The organism is Rubellimicrobium arenae (assembly GCF_017916275.1).
Taxonomy (GTDB): Bacteria; Pseudomonadota; Alphaproteobacteria; order Rhodobacterales; family Rhodobacteraceae; genus Rubellimicrobium; species Rubellimicrobium arenae.
In genome coordinates this window covers 42,217-65,717 of the sequence record NZ_JAFMST010000003.1, presented here as the reverse complement: position 1 = coordinate 65,717, position 23,501 = coordinate 42,217, and the positions used below count along the sequence as shown (strand labels likewise).

The window sequence follows — 23,501 nt, the reverse complement described above, 5'->3', positions numbered from 1 at the left end:
CCCTGATGCTCCGAACGCACAAGGGACCGCGCGGTTCCTCGGGGCCACGGCGGGGTTCCGGACTTGTGATCGGCCCGCTTGCGTTGCGCCCCGCAGCGCACCGTGGTTTCGTGCGTCGCGCCAGCCGGGAGCCCCGCCATCGCCAAGCCCACCTTCCTCGACATCGCCCGACTTGCCGGAGTGGGCACCGCCACCGTGGAACGGGTGCTCAACGGGCGCGGCGGGGTCCGCCCTCCTACCGTCGAGAAGGTGCTCGCGGCGGCGCGGGCGCTCGATTACCCGCGGCGCCTGCCCGAAACGCACCGGGGGCTGCTACGGGTGGAGGTCATCCTCGTTCGGCCCGAGACGACCTTCTTCGCGCGGCTCTCGCAGGCCTTCGAGCGGGTCGCGGCTGCGCTCGATGCCTCGCTCTCGGTGCACCGGACCTTCCTGCCCGAGCTCGATCCCGTCGCCATCGCCGACCACATCGCCCGGCCGGGGCTGCGGCGCGCCGGGTTGATCCTGGCGGTGCCGGACCACCCGCTGATCCGAACGGCGCTGGCCCGGCAGCAGGCCGAAGGATTGCCCGTCGTCCAGGTCGTGACGCGCGCCACGGGCCTCGATGCGCCTTATGTCGGGATCGACAACCATTCGGCCGGACGCACGGCGGGGCTCCTCCTGTCCCGGATGCAGGGGCGGGGCGGGTCGGTCGTGGCCCTGTGCCACAGCGGGCTTTACCAGGTGCAGCGCGACCGCATCCGCGGCTTCGGCGACTACCTGCGGGAGCACGGGCGCGACGACCTCCGCTTCGTCCGGGTCCTGTTCGGCCATGACGAGGGGCAGCGCAGCGGCGACCTCCTCCTGGAGGCCCTGCGGACCTGGCCGGACCTTGCGGGCCTCTACAACGCCGGGGGGGCGAACGCCTCGCTCTGCGCGGTGCTCCGCGCCCATCCCCGGGGGCGCGACGTCTTCTTCGTCGGCCATGAGTTGACCGAGCGGAGCGGCGCGGCGCTGAGGGACGGCGTGATGTCCGTCGTCCTCGACCAGGCGCCCGAGGCGCAGGCCCGCCGGGCGATGGACCTGATGCTGGCCCGGCTGGGCTTCATCGAGGGCGGGATCGAGAATCCCCCGATCCGCTTCGTCACCGTCACCCCCGAGAACATCTGATCTGATCCGATCAAGATAGATCGGGCGCGATCCCGCCCTTGGCCGTATCGAACGGTCCAAGGGGGAGCGAGATGACACGACGCACGACCGTCTATGACCTGCAACGCCAGAAGGGCCACACCAGGTGGCTCCAGCTGCACGTGGACAACGCCGAGGAGGCCGCCGCCGCTATAGAGGCCGGGATCATCATCCTGTCCTGCGAGCCCGACCACCACCTGGAGGGCATCCGCGCCGCCGCCCCCACGGGTTTCCTGTCCGTCGGGATGCCGCACGGGGCCGTCGCCTCGCCCGAGGAGGCGGTGCGGCTGGGGTTCCAGATGCTCGGGCGCGGGGCGGATTCGGTCTACTGCTCGCATTCCCCGGTCTTCATCGAGGCCATGGCGCGGGAGGGCATCCCGGTCACCGGGCATGTCGGCCTCGTGCCCAACCGCGCGACCTGGACGAACTTCCGCGCCGTGGGCAAGACGCCCGACGAAGCGTTGCGCGTGCTGCGGCAGGTGCGGGACCTGGAGAACGCCGGCGCGGCCTGCGTGGAGGTCGAGGTCGTCCCCGTCCGGCTCGCCGAGCACATCACCCGCAGCACGCCGCTGATCACGATGGGCATGGGGTGCGGGTCGGCCTGCGACACGCAGTACCTGTTCTCGTCGGACGTGCTGGGGACCCACACCGGCCACTACCCGCGCCACGCCAAGCGCTACGACGACTTCGTCGGCCTCATGGCCGAGGTGCAGGCCCGGCGCGTGACGGCCTTCCGGGCCTTCGCCCAGGACGTGGCGACCGGCGCCTACCCCGAACCCCGGCACCAGGTGGACATGGACGATGCCACCTACGACCGTTTCCTTTCCCTCGCCCAAACCATCTGACGGAGATCCCGATGGATGATCTGAAGTTCGGCAAGCGCAACAAGCGGGGCGACTGGGCGCCCTTCCAAAGGCTCGAGATCGCCCCCTTCTACCGGCTGCCGCCCAGGCCGATGGCCATCCTCAGGTGGCTGCCCGGCTACTTCCTGCCCTGGAACCTGGTCTGGGCGGCCTCGGCCGTGGCCTATTGGCACCTCGTGGTTCCCGCCCCCGAGGCGATGCAGAGCTTCCACTGGGGCTGGATCCTGCGGCTGTTCGCGGTCAACTGCGCCCTGGTCTTCCTGTTCTACGGCGCCATCGAGCTCCGGCTGTACATGCAGCGGGCCCAGGGCAACCGGTTCAAGTACAACGGCAAGTTCCCCTCGGACCAGAAGAACGATGCGTTCCTGTTCTCGAGCCAGAACGCGGACGGGATCATCCGGGGCTTCGGCACCGGCGTTCCGATCTGGACCGCCTTCGAGGTGCTGATCCTTTGGGCCTATGCCAACGGCTATGTGCCGTGGATGAGCTTCGCGGAGCATCCGCTCTATCTGTTCGCGCTCTTCCTGGTCCTGCCGATCTGGCACGAGGCGCATTTCTTCTGCATCCACCGGCTGATCCACTGGGGGCCGCTCTACAAGTGGATCCACTCGGTCCACCATAATTCGGTCAACCCGAGCCCCTGGTCGTCGCTGTCGATGCACCCGATCGAGCATCTGCTCTACTTCTCGTCCTCGCTGATCCATCTCGTGATCCCGTCGAACCCGATTCTGGCGATCTACCAGCTGCACTATTCGGGCTTTGGCGCGGTCGTGGGCCATATCGGCTTCGACAAGATCGAAGTGTCCGAAGGTTCCGGCTTCGACAGCCACGCCTATGCCCACTATCTCCACCACAAGTTCTTCGAGGTGAACTACGGCGACGGCCTCGTGCCCTTGGACAAGCTCTTCGGCACATGGCACGACGGCTCGGCCGAAGCCGAGGCCCGGATGGAGGAGCGGTTCCGCCGCAAGGTCGAGCGCATGAACCGCAAGCGGGGCGCGCAGACCCCGGCCGAGTGACGCCGTCCCGCCGGGGACCAGGACTTCGACATCAGCCCGGCCGGGCCCCGCCAAGGGTCCGGCCGAACCACGAGAGAGACAAGGGAAGGATCGAGACATGCCCCAATGGGTGGACGCCTGCGCGGTGGACGAGATCGACGAGGAGGACGTGATGCGCTGGGACCACGGCGGGCGGACCTACGCCATCTACCACAGCCCGGACGGCGAGTTCTTCTGCACCGACGGCATGTGCACCCACGAGAACGTCCACCTCGCGGGCGGGCTCGTGATGGACTACGTGATCGAGTGCCCCAAGCACAACGGCCAGTTCGACTACCGCACCGGCCAGGCCAAGCGCGCCCCCGTTTGCGTGAACCTCGCCACCTACCCCGCCAAGGCCGAAGGCGGCCGCGTCCTCGTGCAGGTGGGCTGAGCCTGCTCCCGCCGTCCGGCCCGGGAGGTCCCGGCGTCGGACGGCACGCAGGCGGCCCTGCCCGGGGGCATCAGCCCGGGGCCGCCTGCACCACCGACGCGCATGGCGGACGCGCCCGTTCGGCCTGTTGCAGCAGTTCGGCGACCAGTCGCGCCAGCTCGGCGGGCCGGAAGGGCTTGGCCAGGACGGCCAGGTCGCGGGTCCGGTCCGGAGACAGGTGGGCGTAGCCCGTGATCATCAGCACGGGAAGGCCGGGCGACCGGTCCCGCAGCGCCGCGGCGAGCTGCGCACCGGTCATGCCCGGCATCATGTGGTCGGTCACGACGATGTCGGGCGTCCGGCCGGTCCGGAGCGTCTCGAGCGCCTCGGTGGCCGTTCCCGCCTCCTCCACCTCGTAGCCCAGCTCGCGCAGCGCCTCGGCGGTCGATCCGCGGACCAGCGGCTCGTCGTCGACCAGGAGAACGGTGGCCGGCCGGGCCGCCCTGGGCGCGGCCACCTCGGCCGGGGCGTCCATCGCCGGCGCCTGGTCCGTCACCGGGAGCCAGAGGACGGCGCTCGTGCCCTGCCCCACCTTGCTGGCCAGCTTGAACAGCCCGCCGGACTGGGCGGCCAGCCCATGCACCATCGAAAGGCCGAGGCCTGTCCCCTTGCCCAGCCCCTTGGTCGAGAAGAAGGGCTCGACCGCACGGGCGAGCGTCGCCTCGTCCATGCCCGCGCCGGTGTCCGCGACCTCGAGCCGAAGGTAGCGCCCGGGAGAGAGCCCCGGCACCGGGCATTCCGTCCAGTCCCGCGCCTCGGCGGTCATGGTGAGCCGCCCGCCGTCGGGCATGGCATCGCGGGCGTTCACGCTGAGATTCAGCAGCGCCAGCTCCAACTGGTTCGGGTCCACGTGGATCGAGGGCAGATCCTCCGCCACGTTCAGCGCGACCTCGATGTTCGGCCCGAGGCTGCGGACGATCAGGTCCCGCATCCCCTCGATGAGCTTGGCCGGACTGACCGCCTGCGGCTGGAGCGTCTGGCGGCGGGCGAAGGCCAACAGCCTCTGGGTCAGGGTCTTGGCCCGTTCGGCGGCCTGGAGCGCCCCGGCCACGAGCTGCTCGGACCGCTCGTCCGCCACGCGGCGCTGGAGGATGTCGAGCCCGCCCAGGATCGGGGTCAGCAGGTTGTTGAAGTCATGCGCGATGCCGCCGGTGAGCTGCCCCACCGCTTCCATCTTCTGCGACTGGCGCAGGGCCTCGTCGGACTGGACCTGGGCGGTCATGTCGCGGCCGGAGCCGACGATCCGCGTGATCCGCCCCATCTCGTCGCGCACCGGCACGAGCACCGTCTCGGCATGGATGACCCGGCCCTCGAACTCGGCCGTCTCGCGGTAGCGCTGAACCTGCCCGGTCTCGACCACGCGGCGGTAGTTCGCCGCCACGGCCCGGGCGATCTCGGGCGGGAGCTGCTCCTCGAGCCGCCGGCCTCGGACCGCCGCGATATCGATGCCCAGGGCGGCCCGGTGCGCCGGATTGACCTCTTCGATGGAAAAGCCGCCGTCCGGCAGGACCGCCACCACGAAGAGCCCTTCGGCCGAGTTCTGGAAGTAGGCGCGGTAGAGCGCGTCCGCCTCGCGCTGGGCGGATTCGGCCTGGGCGATCCGGAGCTGGTCGCGCAGGCGTTCGGTCACGTCGATGGCATACTGATAGGCGCCGACCCGATGGCCGTCGCGATCGTAAAGCGGCTCGAAGCGCCGCTCGTAGCACCTGCGGTACCGTTCGGGGTCGCCCAGCGTCTGGGTGACCGAATAGACCTCCCCCGCGACGGCGCGGGTCCAGTTGCCGTCGGCGGCCGCGGCCATCTCGGGGTAGTCGGCATAGACGTCCGTGATGCGGTCGCCGACGCGGGGCCTGCGTCCGCACAGCCGCTCCACCTCGTCGGCATAGGCCCGGTTGACGGCCAGCAGCCTGAGGTCGGCGTCGGCCACCGCCATCATCGCATCCGTATTCTCGAAGACATCGGCGAGCAGCTTGCGCTCGGCCAGGGCGGCGGCGACCCGCTGTTCCAGCGTTTCGTTGAACTCGCGCAGCGCGGCCTCGACCTGCCGCTGCTCGGTGAGGTCCACGGTGACGCAGAGAACGTCGCTGACCGGCCCGTCGCCGCGGCGGATCGCCGTGACGTTGTTGTGGACCCAGACCGAGGAGCCGTCGGGGCGCACGTAGCGCTTGACGATCTCGAAGGGCTGCCCCGTCTCGGTCACCTGACGGAACATCGGGGCGTTGCCAGCCAGATCCTCGGGATGCGTGATCTCGTGCATCCGCATCCCGAGCAACTCCTCGCGCGGGCGGCCCACGATCTCGCAGAAGCGGGCGTTGACGCGCCGGAAACGGCCGGTGGCATCGGTTTCCGAGATGCCGACCGTGGCCTGGTCGAAGATGGCGGCCAGATGCGCCTCGCTCTCGCGCCGGGCGGCTTCCATCTCGCCCTGGGCGGAGACGTCCTGCACGAGCCCGTAGAACCCCTCGACCTTGCCGTCCGGCCCCCGGTGCGGCACGTACTCCACCTGGATGCGCCGCGCCGTCGCGGTCGAATAAGGCATGACCTGCTCGAACCGGACGCGTTCGCCGCGCAGCGCGGCCTCGATGCGGGGCCTGACCCCGGCATAGGCCGCCTCGCCCAGGATCTCGCGGACGTGGCGGCCGAGGAAGTCCTCTCTCTTGCGGGGAAACCAGTCCTCGTAGGCCTTGTTGACGAACCTGTACCGGTGGCCGGCATCGACATAGGCGATCAGGGCCGGCAAGGCATCGGCGAGCGCCTGGAGGTCGTGCTCCCCGGTGGTCTCGTCGGTCCAGGCCGCCCGGCCCGTTGGACGGCCGTCGGAGCCGGGGGGCCAGCCCAGGCCGGTGCCCCTCCCGTCGGGAAGCGGAACCGACCGCGATCCCGTCCACCCGATGGCGCCGTCCACCCGCTGGGCCTCCGGATCGAACCCGAAGGCCGGACGCGCGGCGGCCGATTCGGTCAGGATGGCCTGCACCCCGGCGATCCGACCGGATTCGTCGCGCAGGGGCGTGCAGGCGACGTCGAACCAGGCCTCCCGGCCGGCGGGGCCGGGAGCCAGCCGCAGGTTGCGTGCGATGCTGGCCTGCCCGGACCAGGCCGGCCCGAAGAGTTCGGCGAAGGGGAGGAGCGCCCCGTCCCGCATCTCGGCCAGCGGCAGGCCCATGGCGGCGGACGCCGGCCAGCCAAGGGCCTCGGCAAAGGCGTCGTTGCACAGGAGGAGGCCGGAGCGCCCCCACATCAGCCCCATCATCATCCTCGAGCCGAGCATGAGGCCCACCAGCGTCCGGAGGCTTGCCGGCCAGCCGTCGATCGGGCCGAAGCCCGTCGCCGACCAGTCGCGTTCGGCCACGACACGGGCCGCCGGGCTGTCCAGACCCAGCAGGGCGTGGCGAAAGGCGTCAGTTTCGACGATGGTCACGACGGCTTCCCTCGACGATCCGGCGGCTGGACGGCCCTGCGATGCAGATGCGCGTCCCGATGACCGAAGTCAGACATAAACCTGTGACCAGACACAAGCCGAAGCTTCGCGCCGGGGCGCGACCGGGGCCGATCCGCACCAAGGCCGGGCTTCAGCCGCCTTCGACGATCCTGAGGGGCCGGCTTCGGCTCCGATCCGGGCCGCCCTGGCCGCGCAGCACCTGGTCCACCCGGGCGCCGAGCTGGGCCTGGCTGAAGGGCTTGGCGATCCGGGCGACCCCCTTGGCCACGCGGGAGATGGCCTCCGCGTCCGCATAGCCGGTGATCAGCAGCGCCGGGAGGTCCGGCCTTTCCCGCCGCAGGCCCGCCACGAGGTCCGTGCCGGTGATCCCCGGCATGAGGTAATCGGTCACGACCATGTCCACCCGGAGCCCGTCGGCGAGCAGGTCCAGGGCGTGCCGTCCGCTGGTGGCCTCGTGCACCTCGTAGCCGAGGTCGCGCAGCATCTCGGCCACGCTGGTCCGCACGACCTCCTCGTCGTCGACAAGGAGGACCCGCGCCGCCCAGGGCGCACGGACGACCTCGGCGGTCGGTGTCAGGACGGGCGTCGCGGCCTCCCGTTCGGCCTCGGGCAGCCAGATCTCGGCCCGGGTGCCCTGGCCGGGCTCGGACTGGATGACGAGCTGGCCGCCCGACTGCGCCGCCAGCCCATGCACCATCGACAGGCCCAGCCCTGTCCCCTTTCCCACCCCCTTGGTCGAGAAGAAGGGCTCGATGCAGCGCTGGAGCGTTTCGGCGTCCATGCCCGTCCCGGTGTCGATCACGGCCAGCCGGACGTAGCGGCCCGGCGCGAGGCCGGAGCCCTGTCCGGCCTCCACCTCGCCCAGGGACACGGTGATCCTGAGCTGCCCGCCCCCCGGCATCGCGTCCCGCGCATTGACGGACAGGTTGAGGAGCGCGAGCTCGAGCTGGTTCGGGTCGACGCGGGCGGGCGGGAGATCCTGCTCCGCGTTCACCATGACGGCGATCTGGGGCCCGATCGTGCGGCGGATCAGGTCGGCCATGCCGTCGAGCAGGACCGCGACATCCACGGGCCGGGCCTCGAGATGCGTGCGCCGGGCAAAGGCCAGGAGCCGGCTGACCAGGAGCCGCGCCCGCTCTGCCGCTTCCAGTCCCCCGGCCACCAGCCGCTGCGCCCGCTCGTCGCCGACGAGCTTGCGATGCGCCCGTTCCAGCGATCCGACGATGGGGGTGAGGAGGTTGTTGAAGTCATGAGCCACGCCGCCCGTGAGATGACCGATGGTGTCGAGCTTCTGCATCTCGTGGAGCTGGGCGGCGGCCCTGGCCCGTTCCGCGACCGCGCGGGTCACCTGCTCCTCCAGGGTCTCGTTGAGATGGCGCAGCTCTTCCTCGACCCTCTTGCGCTCGGTGACGTCCTCCGCGACCCCGACCACGCGGCTTGCGCCGGTCGAGGGCTCCCGGGTCACGAAGGCCCGGTCCACGATGTGGCGCAGTTCGCCGTCGGGGCGCAGGATGCGGTATTCGGTGACCGTGTTCTCGCCCTGCCGCTGCCGCGCCAGCGCGTCCTGCGTTTTTGCGCGGTCGTCGGGGTGGATGACCGACCGGTAGGTGAGCGGATCGGCGAGAACGTCCTCGCGCGGACGGCCATGGACCGTCTCGAAGGCGGGACTGATGTAGCTGAGGCGCAGCTCGTCGATCTCCAGGACGTAGAACACGTCATGGATCGTCTCGGCCAGTTGCCGAAACCGCATCTCGCTGGCCTGGAGCCGGCGCTCCGCCTCCTGGCGGGCCGAGACGTCGCGCATGATGCCCGTGAAGAAGCGCTGCCCGTCGACGTCCCGCCATTCGGCGATGGACAGGTCGAGCGGGAAGGTGCTCCCATCGCGACGTCGCCCTTCCACGGTGCGCCCGATGCCGATGATCTTGCGATCCCCGGTCCGGAGATAGGCCTGGAGGAAGCCGTCATGCTGCGCCGCCTGGCTGGGCGGCATGAGAAGGCGGACGTTCTGGCCGATGGCCTCGTGCGCCCGATAGCCGAAGATCCGTTCCGCGGCCGGGTTGATGGACTGGATGCAGCCCCGGTCGTCGATGACGACGATCGCGTCCACGGCGGTGTCGAGGATGGCCCGCATCCGGGTTTCCACGACCTGCCGCTGCAGGTCGCCCTGGACCTGGGCGGTGATGTCGCGCGCGACGGACAGGATCTTCTCGGGCCGACCATCGGGCCCGGGGACGGCATTCAGAGTGACGTCCAGCCAGCGCCCGGGGCTGCCGCTCCGGCCCGGCGCAGCCATCACGAACCGGCCGACCCGGCCCGCCTGGGCGTCCGCCATGGCCTGATGCGCCCTGGAACGATCCTCTTCGCTCAGGAAGGACTGCCAGTCCGCGCCGTGCAGCGGGTTCGCGTGATCGCCCCGGGCCAGCCGGATCCGACCGCTGTCGGACAGGAACTCGAGCCGCCCATCGAGAGCCATGACCCCGATCGCATCGGGCGACGCGGCCAGGATCCGGCGGCTGAACTCCTCGCTCTGCTTCAGCGCCTCGGCCTGATCGTCATTCCGTCGCCGCGCACGTCCGCGCGTCATGGCCAGAGCGACGGCGACGCCCAGAAGCGCGAGCCCGGTCGGAACGCTGGCCTGGAGCAGCGGCTGCCAGCGCCCGTCCGCTCCGGCCGGCCGCAAGCTCCGCTCCTCGATCAGGCGCTCCTCGTCCTGGACGAGCCGGTCCACGGTGGCCCGCACCCCGTCCATGGCGCGCCGGCTCTCGTCGGTGCGGCGCAGGGCAAGCGCCTCCTCGTGCCGACCCTGCTGATCCAGGACATCGGCCTGGCTCAACGGCCCGAGGCCGCGGGCGACGGTGACCCGCAGGTCCGCGATGCTGGCGCGCCGGACGGGATCCCCCCGCGTGAGCGACCACATCCGCCCCAGGTGGCTGTCGACCCTGGCCCGGCCCTGCCGATAGTTCCTCAGGTCCTCCGCGCTCCCGGTCAGGAGGTAACCTCGCTGGCCTGCGTCAGCATCCTGGTAGGCCGACAGCATCCGTTGCGCTTCGATCAGGACCGCGACGCCGCGCAGGCGATCGCGCTCCGCGTCGAGGCGGGACGATCCGCCGTTCAGGACGGCAAAGAGCAGGGCGGCGACCAGCAGCATGATCCCGACAAGGGCGGGCAAGCCAGTCCAGGACAAGGAACGCATAAGCAAACAGGAGATGAGGAAGCGACGGAGAAGAAAACGAAGGCGACACAACCCTGACTTGTGGAGCGTTAACCTGCCTCCGCCAGCAAATCAACAGTTCGCCTGCTTCATCCCGCATCGATCACGGAAAAGGCACAAAGGTATCACGCAGAGTTCAGCTTCTCCGGCCAACTGGCCGCCCCAGCATGGGCGGAGCCACGAAGGCAACGTCGTCGGTGCAGAACCGGCGGGGCGATGGCGGGCAGCCTGTGGTCGTCCGCAGTGAATCGAGATCGCGACCCGTCCCTGCCGCCAAGGTCGACGTCCCAGAGACGGGGGCAGCCACCGTCTCGAGGTGAACGAGCCAGCCAGACGTGTGGCTGGGCGATGCGTGGCTCGACCTGTCCCGAAGGGACCGGCCTGCAGGCGGACCGCTCCAACCGCGCCCCTGCTCAGGCCCGGACCGACGTGCGGCCCGGCCCGTTCCGCGTCGCGCCCGTGGCGCACCGCCCCCATCCAGAGTCGACGTGACCCCGGGTGCGCCGCCCCTGACCCATGAGGGGACGAGGTCAGGTCACCTGCAACTGGGCCTTGTCGTGCTGCTCGATCGTTCTCCGGACGAGGTCGAACATGAAGTCGGCCGAAGGCTGGTCGCCAAAGGCGTCCACGGCGGCGAAGGTGGTCGGCAGGACACGCTCGTCGGGGGCGAACACATGAGGCATGAAGCGCCGCAGTTGCTCGTTCGATTGCGTGAAGCTGTCCTGGAACGCGCCGCGGGCCGCTTCGCTGGCGAAGAAGCTCCGCTTTTCCTTTCCGCTCGACTTGCCCTTGCCCATGATCTCGCCGAGTTCCACGATCATCTTGAGCAGGGCTTCCTTGTCCGCGGACGCCGTTCCATTCACCAGACGCTTGAGAGCCAGAAGGTCATGGGGCATGCGTTCATTGAAGCGTTCGGCCGGCGGAAATCCCTCGATGGGGATCGACAGGAGCCGGCAGAATTCCTTCACGGCATCGCCGCTCTCCACGAGCTTGTGGTAGCTTAGCGCCACCAGCCCGGGGAAGGTCTCGTTCCAGGCGTCCGCCTGTTCGGCAAAGGCGAAATGCGGCCAATGGGTGGTCAGGAAGCGATCGAAGCCCTCCTTGAGCTTTGTCGCCTTGACGGTCTCCTGGTAAAGGGATTCCGCGTATTCGGCCTGGGCGCGGAAGACCACGACGACCTCGGCGTCTCCGAAGAGATCCTGGATGCGGCTGATATAGTCCTTCCGGGCGCGCCAGTACTTTTCGGGCGTCCTCGCACTCTTCGGCCAGCCATGCCGGTAGAAGGACTCGGCGCTGATGATGGTCTTGTCGTAATCCCGGGAGGCGTTCACGACCTCCTTGAAGAACGCCATGGCATCGTCGGGCGAAAGCTTCGGGTGCCCCCCCGAGAGAGCGTTGACGATGCCGAAATGCGCGTAATGGCCCGGCTTGCCGATGAGAGTGTAGTCCGGGTAGAAATATCCCCGCTTCCGCAGTTCCCAGTCATGCCGCCTCAGGAACCGCTGGATCGAAGTGGTGGCCGTCTTGTGCGTGCCGATGTGCAGAATGATCTTGCTCATTGAGGAAATCCGTTCAGGCGGGAAGACAAGCGGAAGCAGGCATTCCGCCTGTCTTCCGGTCGGATCGGCCGATCCCTGACCACGATCGCGACGTCACGGGCAATTGGTCATCCTTTGTTCGTGGCGTCGGGTCTGCGGTCGTTCGAGTGAGGATCGACGTGAGGGCACGGAAACGTTCCGGGGCGGCGGGGTGGCAGGACAGCTAGCGACTAGTCCGTGCCGTCAGTGCTGGCAAGTTTCGTCTCGCCCCGTGGAGCACGGGCCGAGCCCTTCCCGGCCGTGACCTGGCGATGCGGGGTGGAGGGCGCGCGGCGCGCAGGCCGTGGGAACTTGGAGGGCGGACTCCCAGGTCACGACGGCCAGGCGGTCTGATGGACCCACCTCGGGTCCGGCGCAGTGATGACGTGGGCAGTCAGAGAAGCTGGCACCTCCGGCAAGAACACCAAGGCCGCCTAGCAGCCGGACGGACCTGCGTCGAGAACGGCCGATCCAGTGATTCCGGGACCGTCACCGAACGCCCACCTCGGGTCAAGCCGACTCCGATGCCGAGCCTTGGCGGTCCGCCGAACGGGCGCATGGCGAGCCAGCGGCCACGCTGGCGGGAAGGAGCAAATCGCGACCCAGGGCATAAGGCACACTCCGGCAGGAGTCGGGGGGGTCAGAGGAGACCGCTCTCCAGCGCCCTGACGTCCTGCGGCATCGGCCATGCCGCACCAGCAGCGAGGCCCCCCGGGGCGGTGGCCCGGGCTGCCCCCCTGGATCTTGGCCGGACCTGGGTCCGGAGCCCGGTCCGCGTCGCCAGGCCGTCGCGTGCCCCGCATCGCGGCCATGACTTCCATCCACCGGCGATGGCCGTCGGCGGGGACGTGCTCGACCGTTGCCACGGAGCGTTCCAGGCTAGGGGTGACGCCCCTCCCCGTCCCAAGCCGGCTTGCGCGGCCTGCTCCTTCGACCCCAGGGGCAGCGGAGCCCGTCAGTGGATCGCCGGGTGGAGTGTGATGGACACGGGGGCGTTGGCCGTCAGTTCTGCGCTGCCCCGCGCCAGCAGCCAGCCGTCGGCACGTTCCAGGCGCGCCACGATCCGCGTGCCCGGCAAAGCGGTCGAGCCTGTCGGTGGCGGGAGGGCGAAGGCGATCGCCCTGGATCCGCCGTCGCTCCCGACCTCCGTTTCCACGGTGCGATCCTGGGCTGATCCCTGATCGGCGGGTTGATCGATGTAGATCCTGATCTCACCCTTCGGAATGGCGGTCCCATCCTCGAAAGCGACCGTTCCACGGATCTCGGCGGATTGCGCGGACACCTGACTCGAGATCGAGATCATGACGGCCGCTCCGGCGGCCAAGGCGGTGATGCCAAGCCTGGCCAGACAGCTCATCGGAGTTCCCCCTGCCCTTGCACCGCCCGACCCTTCCATGACCGGGCGATCCCATCGGTGAAACGGGAGGGCGCCTGATCGAACCCCCCGGATTGCGTCAGATGATGTAGAAGTCGTCGGCCGACAGGGCCAAGCCGGCATTCAGCCGAGCGAACCGGATCGCGTCCGCCTCGCCGGATCCGTCGGAGTCGTAGGACAGGAACCCGTCGTCCGTATCGTAGATGATGCGGTCGTTCGCGTCCTGGGCCATGCCCATCGAGCTCTTGTGGAAGGCACCGAAGGCAAGGGTGCCCTCGTCGCCCACTTCCCCGAAGATCCGGCTGTCCAGAAGGATCAGGTCATCGGCGACATTGAAATCGCTGATCCGGTCGATGTTGCCGTCTCCCAGCGCCGTGGAGAAGCGGAACGAGTCGTCGCCCCGTCCGCCGCTGAGCGTGTCGGCCGCCAGACCGCCGTCCAGAAGGTCGCTGCCGCGCCCTCCGAACAGGTGATCGGCCCCCGCGTCGCCCGGCTGGGCGGGCGCAGGCGGCAACTCGACGGAGACGTTCAGCTCGTAGGTCGAGCCTTCCGGCACGGATTCGGACCAGCCATCGCCCGGCGCCGTCTCGGACCAGCTGCCTTCCACGATGAAGTAGGTCCCGGTTTCCTGAACCACGAACACCGTGCTCGAGTCCCGGGTGGTCGTCGAGCCGGGGTCGCCCCCGCCATCGTCGTTCTGGGTGACGATGTTGCCGTCGCTGTCCAGCAGCCTGACCCAGCTGTCATGGACGTCGGGATCGGCGATCCCGTCGATGTCGATCGTGATGACCGTGCCAGCGGCCAGATCGATGCGATAGAACCCACCCTCCCCCGTGCCGGTGGCGTTGACGGTCGTATGGAGCATCGTCGTCGAGTCGAAGATGTCCGGGTCCTCGGCCAGCGAGAAGTTGTCCGAGATGTCCAGGGCGGTCGACATCGAGTTGTTCGTCGCATCCGGGCCAAGGGTGGTGTAGCCGCTGCCCATGCCTGGGCGCGGCGGGGCGTCACCCGCATAGGCGAAATCCCCGAGCAGGGTGTCATCCCCGCGATTGCCCACGAGCGTATCGGCCCCGCCCTGTCCCGTCAGGACGTTCGCGGCATCGTTGCCTTGCAGCTGGTCGTCGAAACCTGAGCCGGCGAGGTTCTCGATCGAGACATAGGTGTCGCCCGCAAGCTGGCCCCGGGCCATGTCGAGGCTGACCCCGCTGGCCGCGTCGGAGTAATCCGCCGTGTCGGAGCCTGCCCCGCCATTCAGGGTGTCGGCCCCGTTCCCGCCGGTCAGCGTGTCGTCGCCCCGGCCTCCGGAGAGCCAGTTGGCCCCCGCGGTCCCGATCAGATGGTCGCCGTGGGACGACCCGACCGCGTTCTCGAAGCCGACAAGGATGTCGTGCCGGATGACCGTGCCGCGTCCCACGATCTGCGCCGGGCCGTCGGCATCGCCGCCCCTCGCGGTTCCCTCGCCGATGTCGATGGTCACGCCGGCCGAGCTGCCCGCATACACGACCGTATCGGTTCCGGTGCCGCCGTTCAGGTAATCCTGTCCCGCGCCGCCGATGAGGGTGTCGTTGCCGCCCTCGCCGTACAGGATGTCACCATCGTTGCCGCCGTCCAGGATGTCGCTCCCGCCTTGGCCGCTGAAGTAGTCTCCGCCGCCCTGGCCCCAGAAGTGGTTTGCGGCCGAGGTGCCGATGAAGCGGTCGGTGCGGTCATCGGACCCGATGAGGTTCTCGATGCTGTAGAAGGTGTCCCCCGATCCCGTGCCGCCGCTGGCGACGTTCGTCTGCAGGTTGACGAGCAACTGGAACGGGCTTTCGAGGCTGTAGTCGACCGTGTCGCGGCCGGTGCCGCCCCGGAAGACGTCGACGCCGTCCTGGCCCCTCAGGAGATCGTCGCCCTGCCCGCCGTCCAGGGTGTCGTTCCCGGCGCCGCCAAGGAGGGTGTCGTTGCCCCGACCGCCGTAGAGCGCATCGTGGCCGTCATCGCTTTCCGTCTGATCCTCGAGATCCTCGACGTCGATCGTGTTGTTGATGTCGCGGCTGGCCAGGGAGTCGCGGCCGCCGACGATGAGGTCGTCGCCGTCCAGGCCGAAGATCGTGTTGCCGCCGGCACCGCCGTCGAGCCGATCGCTCCCGTCCTCGCCGATGATGATGCTCGCGGGCGGGGCTGCGACGCTGAGCGGGGCCTGGGCGCCACTGTCCGACGGCTGGGCGGGCGATCCGCCAGCGTAGATGATCCGCTCGACATTCGCGATCTCGCCGATGTCCAGCCCTTCGGCGACCACGATGACGGTGTCCGTTCCGCCTTCCGCCTCCTCGCGGACGATGTCGTCGAGGGAGTCGACGAGGTAGGTATCGTCGCCGCCGTAGCCCGCCATCCGGTCGCCGCCGCCACGGCCGTCCAGGACGTTGTTCCCGTCGTTGCCGATCAGGATGTCGCTGTAGCTGCTGCCGATGCCATGCTCGATGTAATACGCGGTCTGGTCGGCATTGTGCCCGGCGAAGATCGCGACGTTGTTGCTGTGGCCGTTGACGCTCGAGAACTGCCCGGCGCGCAGATCGAGGATCGTGCCGGCCGTCGACCCGGAGAAGTCGACCGTGTCGGTCCCGCCGGTGTCATGGATGACGAAGCCGATGTCGTGCTGCATGCCCGAGGCGCTGAGCCCGTAGCCGTAAACGGTGCTGTTGAACCCGTAGACATCGTCGCCCGTGTTCAGGTCGATCGTCTGGTAGGTCCGCACGCCCTCCTCGTCGACGGTCGAGAAGAAGCGCCGGATGACCGCCTCGATGTCCGCCATGAGCGGGGTCGAGGCCGACCAGCGGCTGGTTTCGCCGACATCGATTCCGTCGAAATAGGACATGACGGTGTATTGCTGACGGTCGTAGATCCAGGTCGCGTTGTTCAGGTAGTTGATCTGGACGCCACCGGGGCCGCTGTAATTGTACAGGCCGGGGTGGTTCAGGCCGAACTCATGCCCGAATTCGTGGATGTACGAGTCGAAGACATACCCGCCGATATCCGTCTTGTTGGGCTCGGTGTCGTGGAATCGCTGGCCGATGCTGACGTAACGGTCGCTGGAATAGGCGCTCCCGTCGTCATCTTCGCCCAGCTCGGGGCTGACCACCTCCATCCAGTCCATTTCCTCATCGAACGCGGCATCGTCGACGATCTCGAACTGGAGGGGGGTCACGGTCGACCAGATCTGCAAGGCGCCGACCGCCGCCGCCTTGTACTCCGGATGGTCGTTCAGCTCCTGGACATTGATCCTGAGCGGCTCCGCCGCGATCTCCGGCGTGAGGCTGCGGTTCAGCGCGCCGAGGTAGTCGAGGAAGGCGTCGTAGTCCTCGCTCTTGCCAAAGGGGTTGTCCGGGGTCTGGTCGTTCACCCACCACTGGTCGCTGGCTTGCATTGGAATCGGCATCTCTGGCACCCCCTGCGCGACGACTTGGACGGTCAGGGCAGCGTGCTCTCAGCGCCGCGGCCCATCCACTCGCATCGCGTGTTTTGCTTCAGGAACTTTCAACCTCTGCCGAGATCTAGGCGGTGCTCCGGACGTGTCTACATTCGTTTCCGCCGTTTTCTCGCGCTGTGGGCGATCAGATGATCAGCCGGCGGAACTCGGCTTACCTCCCGGAGCGGTGCCGTCGGATGCAGGCCGATCCGTCGCAGGGCAGGCATCCGGGGCAAGGTTCGGCGGGCATTGCGGGGCCGCGCCCCGTGCCGACCAGCGCGGCGCGTTTGGACCAAGGAGAGGTTGCCAAAGCTTTTTGCCCTTCTTGTTCGCCTGCTGCGTCGCTGTCCGGCTTCGGGGCCAAAGTCCCAGGTCTCACCGTCCACCTCCGCAGCCAAAGCCCAGTGCGCCCTTGCCGGTCCGGCCCTGCGATACCCGGGCCTGCGGCCTCCGGGCGCGCCCTCACAGATAGTTGACTGTTTTAGTCATCCGATTTAGCCCGCTAACCACGCTCGGGGTCGTCTCCGAGCCAAACGCGCGCCAGCCCGCCGCTCTGCCAGTCATCGCGCCGCATCCTCAACCGTCCGGCCGCCCTGCGGGCCGGAACCCTGGACCGTCGCCGCTGGACCGCCTTTCGAATGCGCTGCCTTGCCGATCCTTCTCCGGATCCGCTGGCCCGTTCTTGTGCAGCCCACGACGGCGTCGACTCCGTCCAGGCGCGACACCGAAAGGCACGAACGATGACACGATCCGGCTTGCCCTGCTTCCACCACGCCGCCGCGCTGGCAGCCTTGCTGGCGCCCAGCCTCGCCTTGGCCCAGGAAGTTCCTGTGGTGGACCTCTCGGGAGAGTCTCCGACCTTCCTTGGCTCCATCGTCGTGACCGCCTCGGGCTTCGAGCAGAACGTGGCCGAAGCGCCGGCCAGCGTGTCGGTGGTGCCGAACGAGGCGATCGCCAACGAGCAGTTCAATGACCTGACGGATGCGCTTCGTGGCGTACAGGGGGTCGTGACGACAGGCGTCGCCAACGAGGACGACATCTACATCCGTGGCCTGCCGGGCGAATACACGCTGATCCTGGTCGATGGCCGCCGGCAAGGCACGCGCGAGAGCAGGACCAACGGGTCCTCGGGCTACGAGCAAAGCTTCATCCCGCCCGCCGGGGCCATCGAGCGGATCGAGGTCGTGCGCGGGCCCATGTCATCCCTCTATGGCTCGGATGCCATCGGTGGCGTCATCAACATCATCACCAAGCCGGTGCCGGAAACCTGGGGTGGAGAGGTGTCGGCCTCGGTCGACCTGCCCGAGGCCGACGAGTTCGGCGACGAGCAGCAGTTGGGCTTCTATGCCGGCGGTCCGCTCCTGGCCGACCGCCTCGGTCTCCAGGTCTGGGGGCGCAGGCTGGACCGCGACGGCAGCTCGGTCACCGGCGCCGAGAACGAGGCGGACGAGGCCGACCTCACCGGCCGCCTCACGTGGCGCGCCGCGCCGGACCATACGCTCTACGCCGAAGCCGGCCGCACCTCGGTCGAGGACCAGTCGCCCGACGCCCTGAGCCGGCGCGAGAACGACCGCGACCACGTCGCCCTGGGCTATGACGGGACCCTGGGCGGCTGGACCTTCGACGCCGATCTTCAGCGCGAGAGAGGCGAGCGCACCAGCTTCGACCGCCTGTCCTCGGACCTGGCCTACACCGAAAGCCTGCGTTCGCCCGAGATCGAGAATACCGTCCTCGATGTCAGGGCCACGCGCAGCCTCGGCTTTGGCGGCCTGCATAGGATGACGGTCGGCGCGCAACGCATCGACTCCGTCCTGACCGACCAGAATCCCGGGACCGGGATCGAGGACGACCAGGAGTTCTCGATCAGCCAGGACGCGCTTTTCGTCGAGGACGAATGGCAGATCGCGCCGAGCTTCTCGCTCACGGCCGGGGTGCGGCTGAACCGGCACGAGGAGTACGACGACAACCTGACCCCACGGCTTTACGGGGTCTGGAGCGCCACGCCCAACCTGACGATCAAGGGCGGCGTCTCGACGGGCTTCAAGGCGCCCGACATCCGCGAGATCGCGCCCGGCTACCTTTACACGACCGGCGGGCAGGGTTGCGTTCTCGACCCGACCGCCCCGCAGCCCTGCGGCGTCATCGTCGGCGACCCGGACCTCGTCGCCGAGACATCCACCAACTACGAGCTGGGGGTGCTTTATGGCACGGGCCGGCTGTCCCTTGGCGCGACCTGGTTCCAGAACGAGATCCGGGACAAGATCGCCAACGCCCGCGTCTACAACCCCGACGGCAGCTTTGCCGTGTACCCGGACGACCCGCGCTACACACTCTTCTACCACTACAACATCGGTGAGGCGCGCATCCGCGGCGCGGAGATGACCGCCGACTGGCAGGCCACCGACCGGCTGAGCCTGCGCGCGACCTACACCTACACCAACAGCGAGCAGCTCAACGGCGACTATGCGGGCTTTCCCCTCGCGCGGACTCCGGAGCATCTGGCCAGCTTGCGGCTCGATTACAGGACGCCGGTCGAGGGGCTCGATCTCTGGGGCTTGGCCTCCTATCACGGCGAGGAGATCAATGCCGGTCTGCGGGTGGGCGAGAACGGCGACCCCGTGACCGATGCGGATGGCCGGATCGTCGGACGGAAGTACGGCGCCTACACCACCGTCGACCTCGGCGCGACCTACGCCGTCAGCGAGGCCGTGACCTTGAACGCCGCCGTTTACAACGTCCTCGATGAAACCATCGAGGAGACGGAGTTCGGCACGACCCGCGAAGGCCGGAGCCTCTGGCTGGGTGCCACCGCCCGGTTCTAGGCCCGGTCAAGGGGGCGGGCCCTGGCCACGCCCCCGTGCCGTCACATGCGTCGCCGTTCGCTGTCGAGCATGGCCATCTGGGCCGCCGGGTAGCGTTCGCCGCGTGCCGCGTCCTTCGGGATGGCCGCCTCGACCGCCGCGACCAGCCCTGCGGCGGGATCGACCTGGAGTGCGCCCAGCGCCTCGCCCAGGCGCGCCCGGGTCCTTGCCCCGACCAGGGGCACGATGTCCTCCCCCTTGCCCAGTGCCCAGGCGATCGCCGCCTGCGCGGGGCTGAGGCCAAAGGCTTGCGCAACCTCGCCCAGCCGCTCCGCGAGGCCGAGGTTCGCCTCGAGGTTCTCGCCCTGGAACCGCGGGCTGTGGGCCCGGAAGTCCCCCTTTGTCGCGATCCGGGGCGCATGACCGCTCATCAGGCCCCGTGACAGGACGCCATAGGCGGTGATGCCGATCCCCAGCTCCCGCGTCACATCCAGGATCTCGTCCTCGATCCCACGCGAGATCAGCGAATACTCGATCTGCAGGTCCGCGATCGGATGGACGTCCGCCGCTCGCCGGATCGTCGCGGCCCCGACCTCCGAAAGACCGACATGGCGCACGTACCCGGCCTGCACCATCTCGGCGACGGCGCCGATCGTGTCCTCGATGGGCACGTTGGGATCGAGACGGGAGGGGCGATAGATGTCCACGTGATCCACGCCCAGGCGCCGCAGCGTGTAGGCCAGCGCCGTCTTCACGGCCGAGGGCCGCGCGTCGTAGCCGAGCCAGCCGCCATCGGGCCCGCGCTGGGCGCCGAACTTGACGCTGAGGACCACCTCGTCACGGGGACGACCCCGCAGCGCCTCGCCGATCAGCATCTCGTTGTGGCCCATGCCGTAGAAGTCGCCCGTGTCGATCAGGGTGATCCCCGCCTCGAGAGCCGCATGGATCGTGGCCAGACTCTCCGAGCGATCCGCCGGGCCATACATGTCCGACATGCCCATGCAGCCGAGGCCAAGAGCCGAAACCTGGGGGCCGGTAGTTCCAAGTGTGCGCATCTGCATCGTTCAACTCCCATGACCGGCCTCGCGCCGGGGCTGGGATGGATTTACGCGCACAACAGCCCTCGGATAAGCTGGGCAATGAAGAATGGGGTGTACGGCAGAGCGAACAATGGAACGATTGCACCTGGACGCCCTGGACGCCTTTGCCGCCATCGTTCGTCATGGAAGCTTTCGGGGCGCGGCGACGGCCCGCGGGGTTTCCGCGTCCACCCTCAGCGACAGCCTGCGGGACTTGGAGGCACGGCTTGGCGTGCGCCTGCTGCACCGGACCACGCGCAGCGTCGCCCTGACCGAGGCCGGCGCGGCGCTCCTCGCGCGGCTGCAGCCAGCCCTGGGCGAGATCGCGGCCGCCCTGGACGACACCCGTTCCGCCCAGGCCGAGCCCGCAGGCGCCCTGCGGATCAACGCACCCACGCCCGCCATCGAGCTCGTGCTCGCGCCGATGGTGGCGGACTTCCTGGCGCTGCACCCGGCCGTGCGCCTCGAGGTGGCGGCGGAGACCTCGCTCATCGACATCGTCGCCAAAGGCTTCGACGCCGGCGTGCGGTGGGGCGAGCACCTGGCGCAGGACATGGTCGCGGTGCCGCTCGGACCGCCGCAGCGATATGTCGTGGCCGCCGCGCCGGCGCTGGTCGACCGCGTTGGCGAGCCGCAGGATCCGGCGGACCTCCTGAACCTTCCCTGCCTCCAGATCCGCTTTGCGAGCGGCGCCGAACCCGCGTGGGAGTTTGAGCGGGAGGGCAAGGTGGTACGCATCTCACCGCCAGCGCGGCTGGTCTCCACCAACGTCGCCCTTCTGACGCAGGCGGCCCTGGACGGGGTCGGGTTCGTGGCAGCGTTCGACGGGTACGTCGACGAACATCTCGCGTCGGGGCGGCTTGTCAGCGTGCTCGACGACTGGTGCGAGACCTTTCCGGGACCGTTCCTCTACTACCCGAGCCGCCGACAACCCCCCTCGGCCCTGCGGGCTTTCGTGGATTTCGTGAAGGTAAAGCGGCGCAAGGAAGGGTGGTGACGCACGGCCGAACCCTGAACCGGATGCCGTCGTCAGCGCGAATTCGGAACCCCGGCCCTGTCCTGATCTCCGGTCCCATGCCCCGGCCTGACATCGGTGAATCGCCCCCAGTCCTCGCCGGCTGGGCGGGCGCTCAAGGAGCGACGCACGAGGGCCAGCCTGCGGGGATCGGGCTGATAGAGCTTCACTGACCCTGCAGTCACGGTCGAATTGGGCCAGCAACATCCGGCCACAAACACGAAAAATGGGCTAGGCCGGGGCTTCCGGCACCGCGGTGGCCCTGCCCGCGTCACACCCCTTCGTCCTTGCCCTCCGATGACGTCGCGTTCGGGACCAGCCAAGCAAAGGAATGCTGGCCGGGTCGCCGCGACGCGGGAGGCCCAGGCCAGCTGGGACGCTTGGCATATGCGCAAGGTGCCGCCGACCTCATGCGGCGCGACCACCAGGCGTTGGCCAGAGCCGAAGCCGGCCTCCCGATGGCAGGACGGATCGATCCCCGATGGCTTGGCTCGCTGGCGTCACGGGTCCGGAGGGGGCGCCCTGGGCCGAACCCGAAACATCGGATGACCTCAGTCCTTCTGCAGGACTGCTCCGCAGGCTCGCCGTGGCAGGCCACCCAGACCGATCCGGTTGGTGAAACGTCACCCGAGTGCGAATCACCCTTCGCGTTTATTTTCAACCTAAAGCAGACCCGCAACAACCAGCGGGACAGCCAGCGCCAATTAAGTCACAACTAAGGCCGAATTGAGAACCTGGCGAATGCCAGCCCGATTTCGTTCAACGTAGCTGACGACCCAATAAGGCCTTCATTCCCCCGTAAATCCGCTCCGGCTGCAACAATTCACTCTCTTGCAATCTATTGTTCACCTAAACGCGCCATTAATATGGCGATCTTGCGGCACAGAAATAGCACTGTTATGGCATGTCTGTCGGGTTCGAGAATCCGCGCCACATTTCGGAGATCAAATGAAACACCTGTTTTTCGTCGCGGGCGCCGCGGCGACCGGCTTTGCATTTCCAAGTTTCGCCGGGACATTGAGCGCGACCGAGCTGCTCAACCAATTCAGCATCATCACGACCGGCAATCTCGATACGAACCAGGACAACTACGGGCGGGCCTATGTCGGAGGCGACCTGAACGTAACGCAGGGCAAGGCCGATTTCGCCAATCGCCCCCTGCCGCCGTCGCACCATCCCGATCTGATCGTGGAGGGCAACATGACCGGTGGGGCGGTCCGGGTCGGCAATGGCGGCACCGCAATGGCCGTCCGTGGCAACGTGACCTCGTCCGAGCTCCAGTTCGGCAATGTCCAGAACGGCGACGTCCTGATCGGCGGGTCCCTTTCGGCCAGCACCCTGATCAACAACCGCGAACGCGCGGATTTCGACGGCATCCGGGTGCAGCAGCACCTGACCGGCATGGCGGACTTCGATGCGCTTTTTCCCGACGACGTCGGGGGCGTGCTGGAGGCCGCGTCGCGGCAGCTGAGCGGCATGGGCGGGACCACGACCGCCCAGGTGACCGGAGGCGGCAACACCCTGACGATCTCCGCCACGGGTGGCGGGATCACGGTGGCCAATCTCGACATCGCGGACCTGGGCGGCAACGTGGGCCAGATCAGCATCGCGCTTGGCGCAGCGGATACGCTGGTCGTCAACGTGGCGGGAACCGATGTCACGATCCTGGACAATATCCTGGGGCTCCAGGACAGCGACGGGCAGCGGATCATCTGGAATTTCTATGAAGCCAGCCGGCTGGATCTTCAACGGAAGATCATCGGCTCGATCCTGGCTCCGAAGGCGCACCTCACCAACAGCACGGCGATCGAAGGTTCCATCTTCGCGCAGTCTGCGACCCTCCGGGGTCAGGTGCATCTGCAGCCATTCGCCGGAGAGGCTCCGCCGGCCGCGGTTCCGCTGCCTGCCGGCCTGCCGCTCCTTGCCGCAGCCCTCACCCTCCTGACCCTGGTGGCCCGCAGCCATCGCGCCGAGCGACGGCCGGTCGCTGTCAGCCGGATGTGAACCACCTCCGTCCGGGCCATCGGCCCAGGCCGGGGGTCCGCGGGCGGGGGCGAAG

Annotated in this window: 13 protein-coding genes; 7 read left to right on the top strand and 6 right to left on the bottom strand. The window is 68.6% G+C overall.

Annotation, left to right across the window (positions count from 1 at the left end):
- Window positions 1–102 precede the first annotated feature (102 nt).
- From J3P31_RS05080 to J3P31_RS05065, 4 genes are all read left to right on the top strand, one after another.
- Window positions 103–1,146, top strand: coding sequence for a LacI family DNA-binding transcriptional regulator (locus J3P31_RS05080; protein ID WP_368373018.1), 1,044 nt, complete (start codon window positions 103–105; stop codon window positions 1,144–1,146).
- Between the two features lie 71 nt (window positions 1,147–1,217).
- Window positions 1,218–2,009, top strand: a complete 792-nt coding sequence (locus tag J3P31_RS05075) for a 3-methyl-2-oxobutanoate hydroxymethyltransferase (RefSeq protein ID WP_210527333.1) — start codon at window positions 1,218–1,220, stop codon at window positions 2,007–2,009.
- Window positions 2,010–2,020: 11 nt separating this feature from the next.
- On the top strand, window positions 2,021–3,046 hold the full coding sequence (locus J3P31_RS05070) for a sterol desaturase family protein (protein WP_210527332.1): 1,026 nt from the start codon (window positions 2,021–2,023) through the stop codon (window positions 3,044–3,046).
- A 97-nt stretch (window positions 3,047–3,143) separates the two neighbouring features.
- Window positions 3,144–3,458 carry a MocE family 2Fe-2S type ferredoxin gene (locus J3P31_RS05065; protein ID WP_210527331.1) on the top strand — a complete coding sequence of 105 codons (315 nt, stop codon included), beginning with the start codon at window positions 3,144–3,146 and terminating at the stop codon, window positions 3,456–3,458.
- Between the two features lie 70 nt (window positions 3,459–3,528).
- Here J3P31_RS05065 and J3P31_RS05060 read toward each other — a convergent pair whose 3' ends face one another.
- The 5 genes from J3P31_RS05060 to J3P31_RS05040 all read right to left on the bottom strand — a co-directional run bounded on the left by J3P31_RS05060 (window position 3,529) and on the right by J3P31_RS05040 (window position 16,517).
- The gene (locus J3P31_RS05060; RefSeq protein WP_210527330.1) at window positions 3,529–6,915 is read right to left on the bottom strand and encodes a PAS domain-containing protein; all 3,387 of its coding nucleotides are present in this window, start codon (window positions 6,913–6,915) and stop codon (window positions 3,529–3,531) included.
- 151 nt (window positions 6,916–7,066) lie between these two features.
- Window positions 7,067–10,105, bottom strand: a complete 3,039-nt coding sequence (locus J3P31_RS05055; protein ID WP_210527329.1) for a PAS domain S-box protein — start codon at window positions 10,103–10,105, stop codon at window positions 7,067–7,069.
- Between the two features lie 572 nt (window positions 10,106–10,677).
- The gene (locus J3P31_RS05050) at window positions 10,678–11,706 is read right to left on the bottom strand and encodes a hypothetical protein (RefSeq protein ID WP_210527328.1); all 1,029 of its coding nucleotides are present in this window, start codon (window positions 11,704–11,706) and stop codon (window positions 10,678–10,680) included.
- A 973-nt stretch (window positions 11,707–12,679) separates the two neighbouring features.
- Complete coding sequence (locus J3P31_RS05045) at window positions 12,680–13,081, bottom strand: hypothetical protein (protein ID WP_246849317.1); 402 nt, start codon at window positions 13,079–13,081, stop codon at window positions 12,680–12,682.
- A gap of 97 nt (window positions 13,082–13,178) precedes the next feature.
- Complete coding sequence (locus tag J3P31_RS05040) at window positions 13,179–16,517, bottom strand: M10 family metallopeptidase C-terminal domain-containing protein (protein WP_246849318.1); 3,339 nt, start codon at window positions 16,515–16,517, stop codon at window positions 13,179–13,181.
- Window positions 16,518–17,287: 770 nt separating this feature from the next.
- On the opposite strand from J3P31_RS05040, the gene J3P31_RS05035 reads away from it, so the two are divergent.
- A complete protein-coding gene (locus J3P31_RS05035; protein ID WP_210527327.1) occupies window positions 17,288–19,369 on the top strand; it encodes a TonB-dependent receptor domain-containing protein in 2,082 nt (693 codons plus the stop codon).
- A 41-nt stretch (window positions 19,370–19,410) separates the two neighbouring features.
- Here J3P31_RS05035 and J3P31_RS05030 read toward each other — a convergent pair whose 3' ends face one another.
- Window positions 19,411–20,409 (bottom strand): aldo/keto reductase, encoded by a 999-nt coding sequence (locus J3P31_RS05030; RefSeq protein WP_210527326.1) that lies wholly within the window; start codon window positions 20,407–20,409, stop codon window positions 19,411–19,413.
- Window positions 20,410–20,518: 109 nt separating this feature from the next.
- On the opposite strand from J3P31_RS05030, the gene J3P31_RS05025 reads away from it, so the two are divergent.
- Complete coding sequence (locus J3P31_RS05025; protein ID WP_210527325.1) at window positions 20,519–21,424, top strand: LysR family transcriptional regulator; 906 nt, start codon at window positions 20,519–20,521, stop codon at window positions 21,422–21,424.
- Between the two features lie 966 nt (window positions 21,425–22,390).
- Complete coding sequence (locus J3P31_RS05020; protein WP_210527324.1) at window positions 22,391–23,446, top strand: choice-of-anchor A family protein; 1,056 nt, start codon at window positions 22,391–22,393, stop codon at window positions 23,444–23,446.
- Window positions 23,447–23,501: the final 55 nt, after the last annotated feature.

Coding starts and splice junctions, on each gene's coding strand:
- J3P31_RS05075 (WP_210527333.1), top strand. CDS start 1,218: ATGACACGACGCACGACCGTCTATGACCTGCAACGCCAGAAGGGCCAC.
- J3P31_RS05070 (WP_210527332.1), top strand. CDS start 2,021: ATGGATGATCTGAAGTTCGGCAAGCGCAACAAGCGGGGCGACTGGGCG.
- J3P31_RS05065 (WP_210527331.1), top strand. CDS start 3,144: ATGCCCCAATGGGTGGACGCCTGCGCGGTGGACGAGATCGACGAGGAG.
- J3P31_RS05050 (WP_210527328.1), bottom strand. CDS start 11,706: ATGAGCAAGATCATTCTGCACATCGGCACGCACAAGACGGCCACCACT.
- J3P31_RS05045 (WP_246849317.1), bottom strand. CDS start 13,081: ATGAGCTGTCTGGCCAGGCTTGGCATCACCGCCTTGGCCGCCGGAGCG.
- J3P31_RS05040 (WP_246849318.1), bottom strand. CDS start 16,517: ATGCCGATTCCAATGCAAGCCAGCGACCAGTGGTGGGTGAACGACCAG.
- J3P31_RS05035 (WP_210527327.1), top strand. CDS start 17,288: ATGACACGATCCGGCTTGCCCTGCTTCCACCACGCCGCCGCGCTGGCA.
- J3P31_RS05030 (WP_210527326.1), bottom strand. CDS start 20,409: ATGCAGATGCGCACACTTGGAACTACCGGCCCCCAGGTTTCGGCTCTT.
- J3P31_RS05025 (WP_210527325.1), top strand. CDS start 20,519: ATGGAACGATTGCACCTGGACGCCCTGGACGCCTTTGCCGCCATCGTT.
- J3P31_RS05020 (WP_210527324.1), top strand. CDS start 22,391: ATGAAACACCTGTTTTTCGTCGCGGGCGCCGCGGCGACCGGCTTTGCA.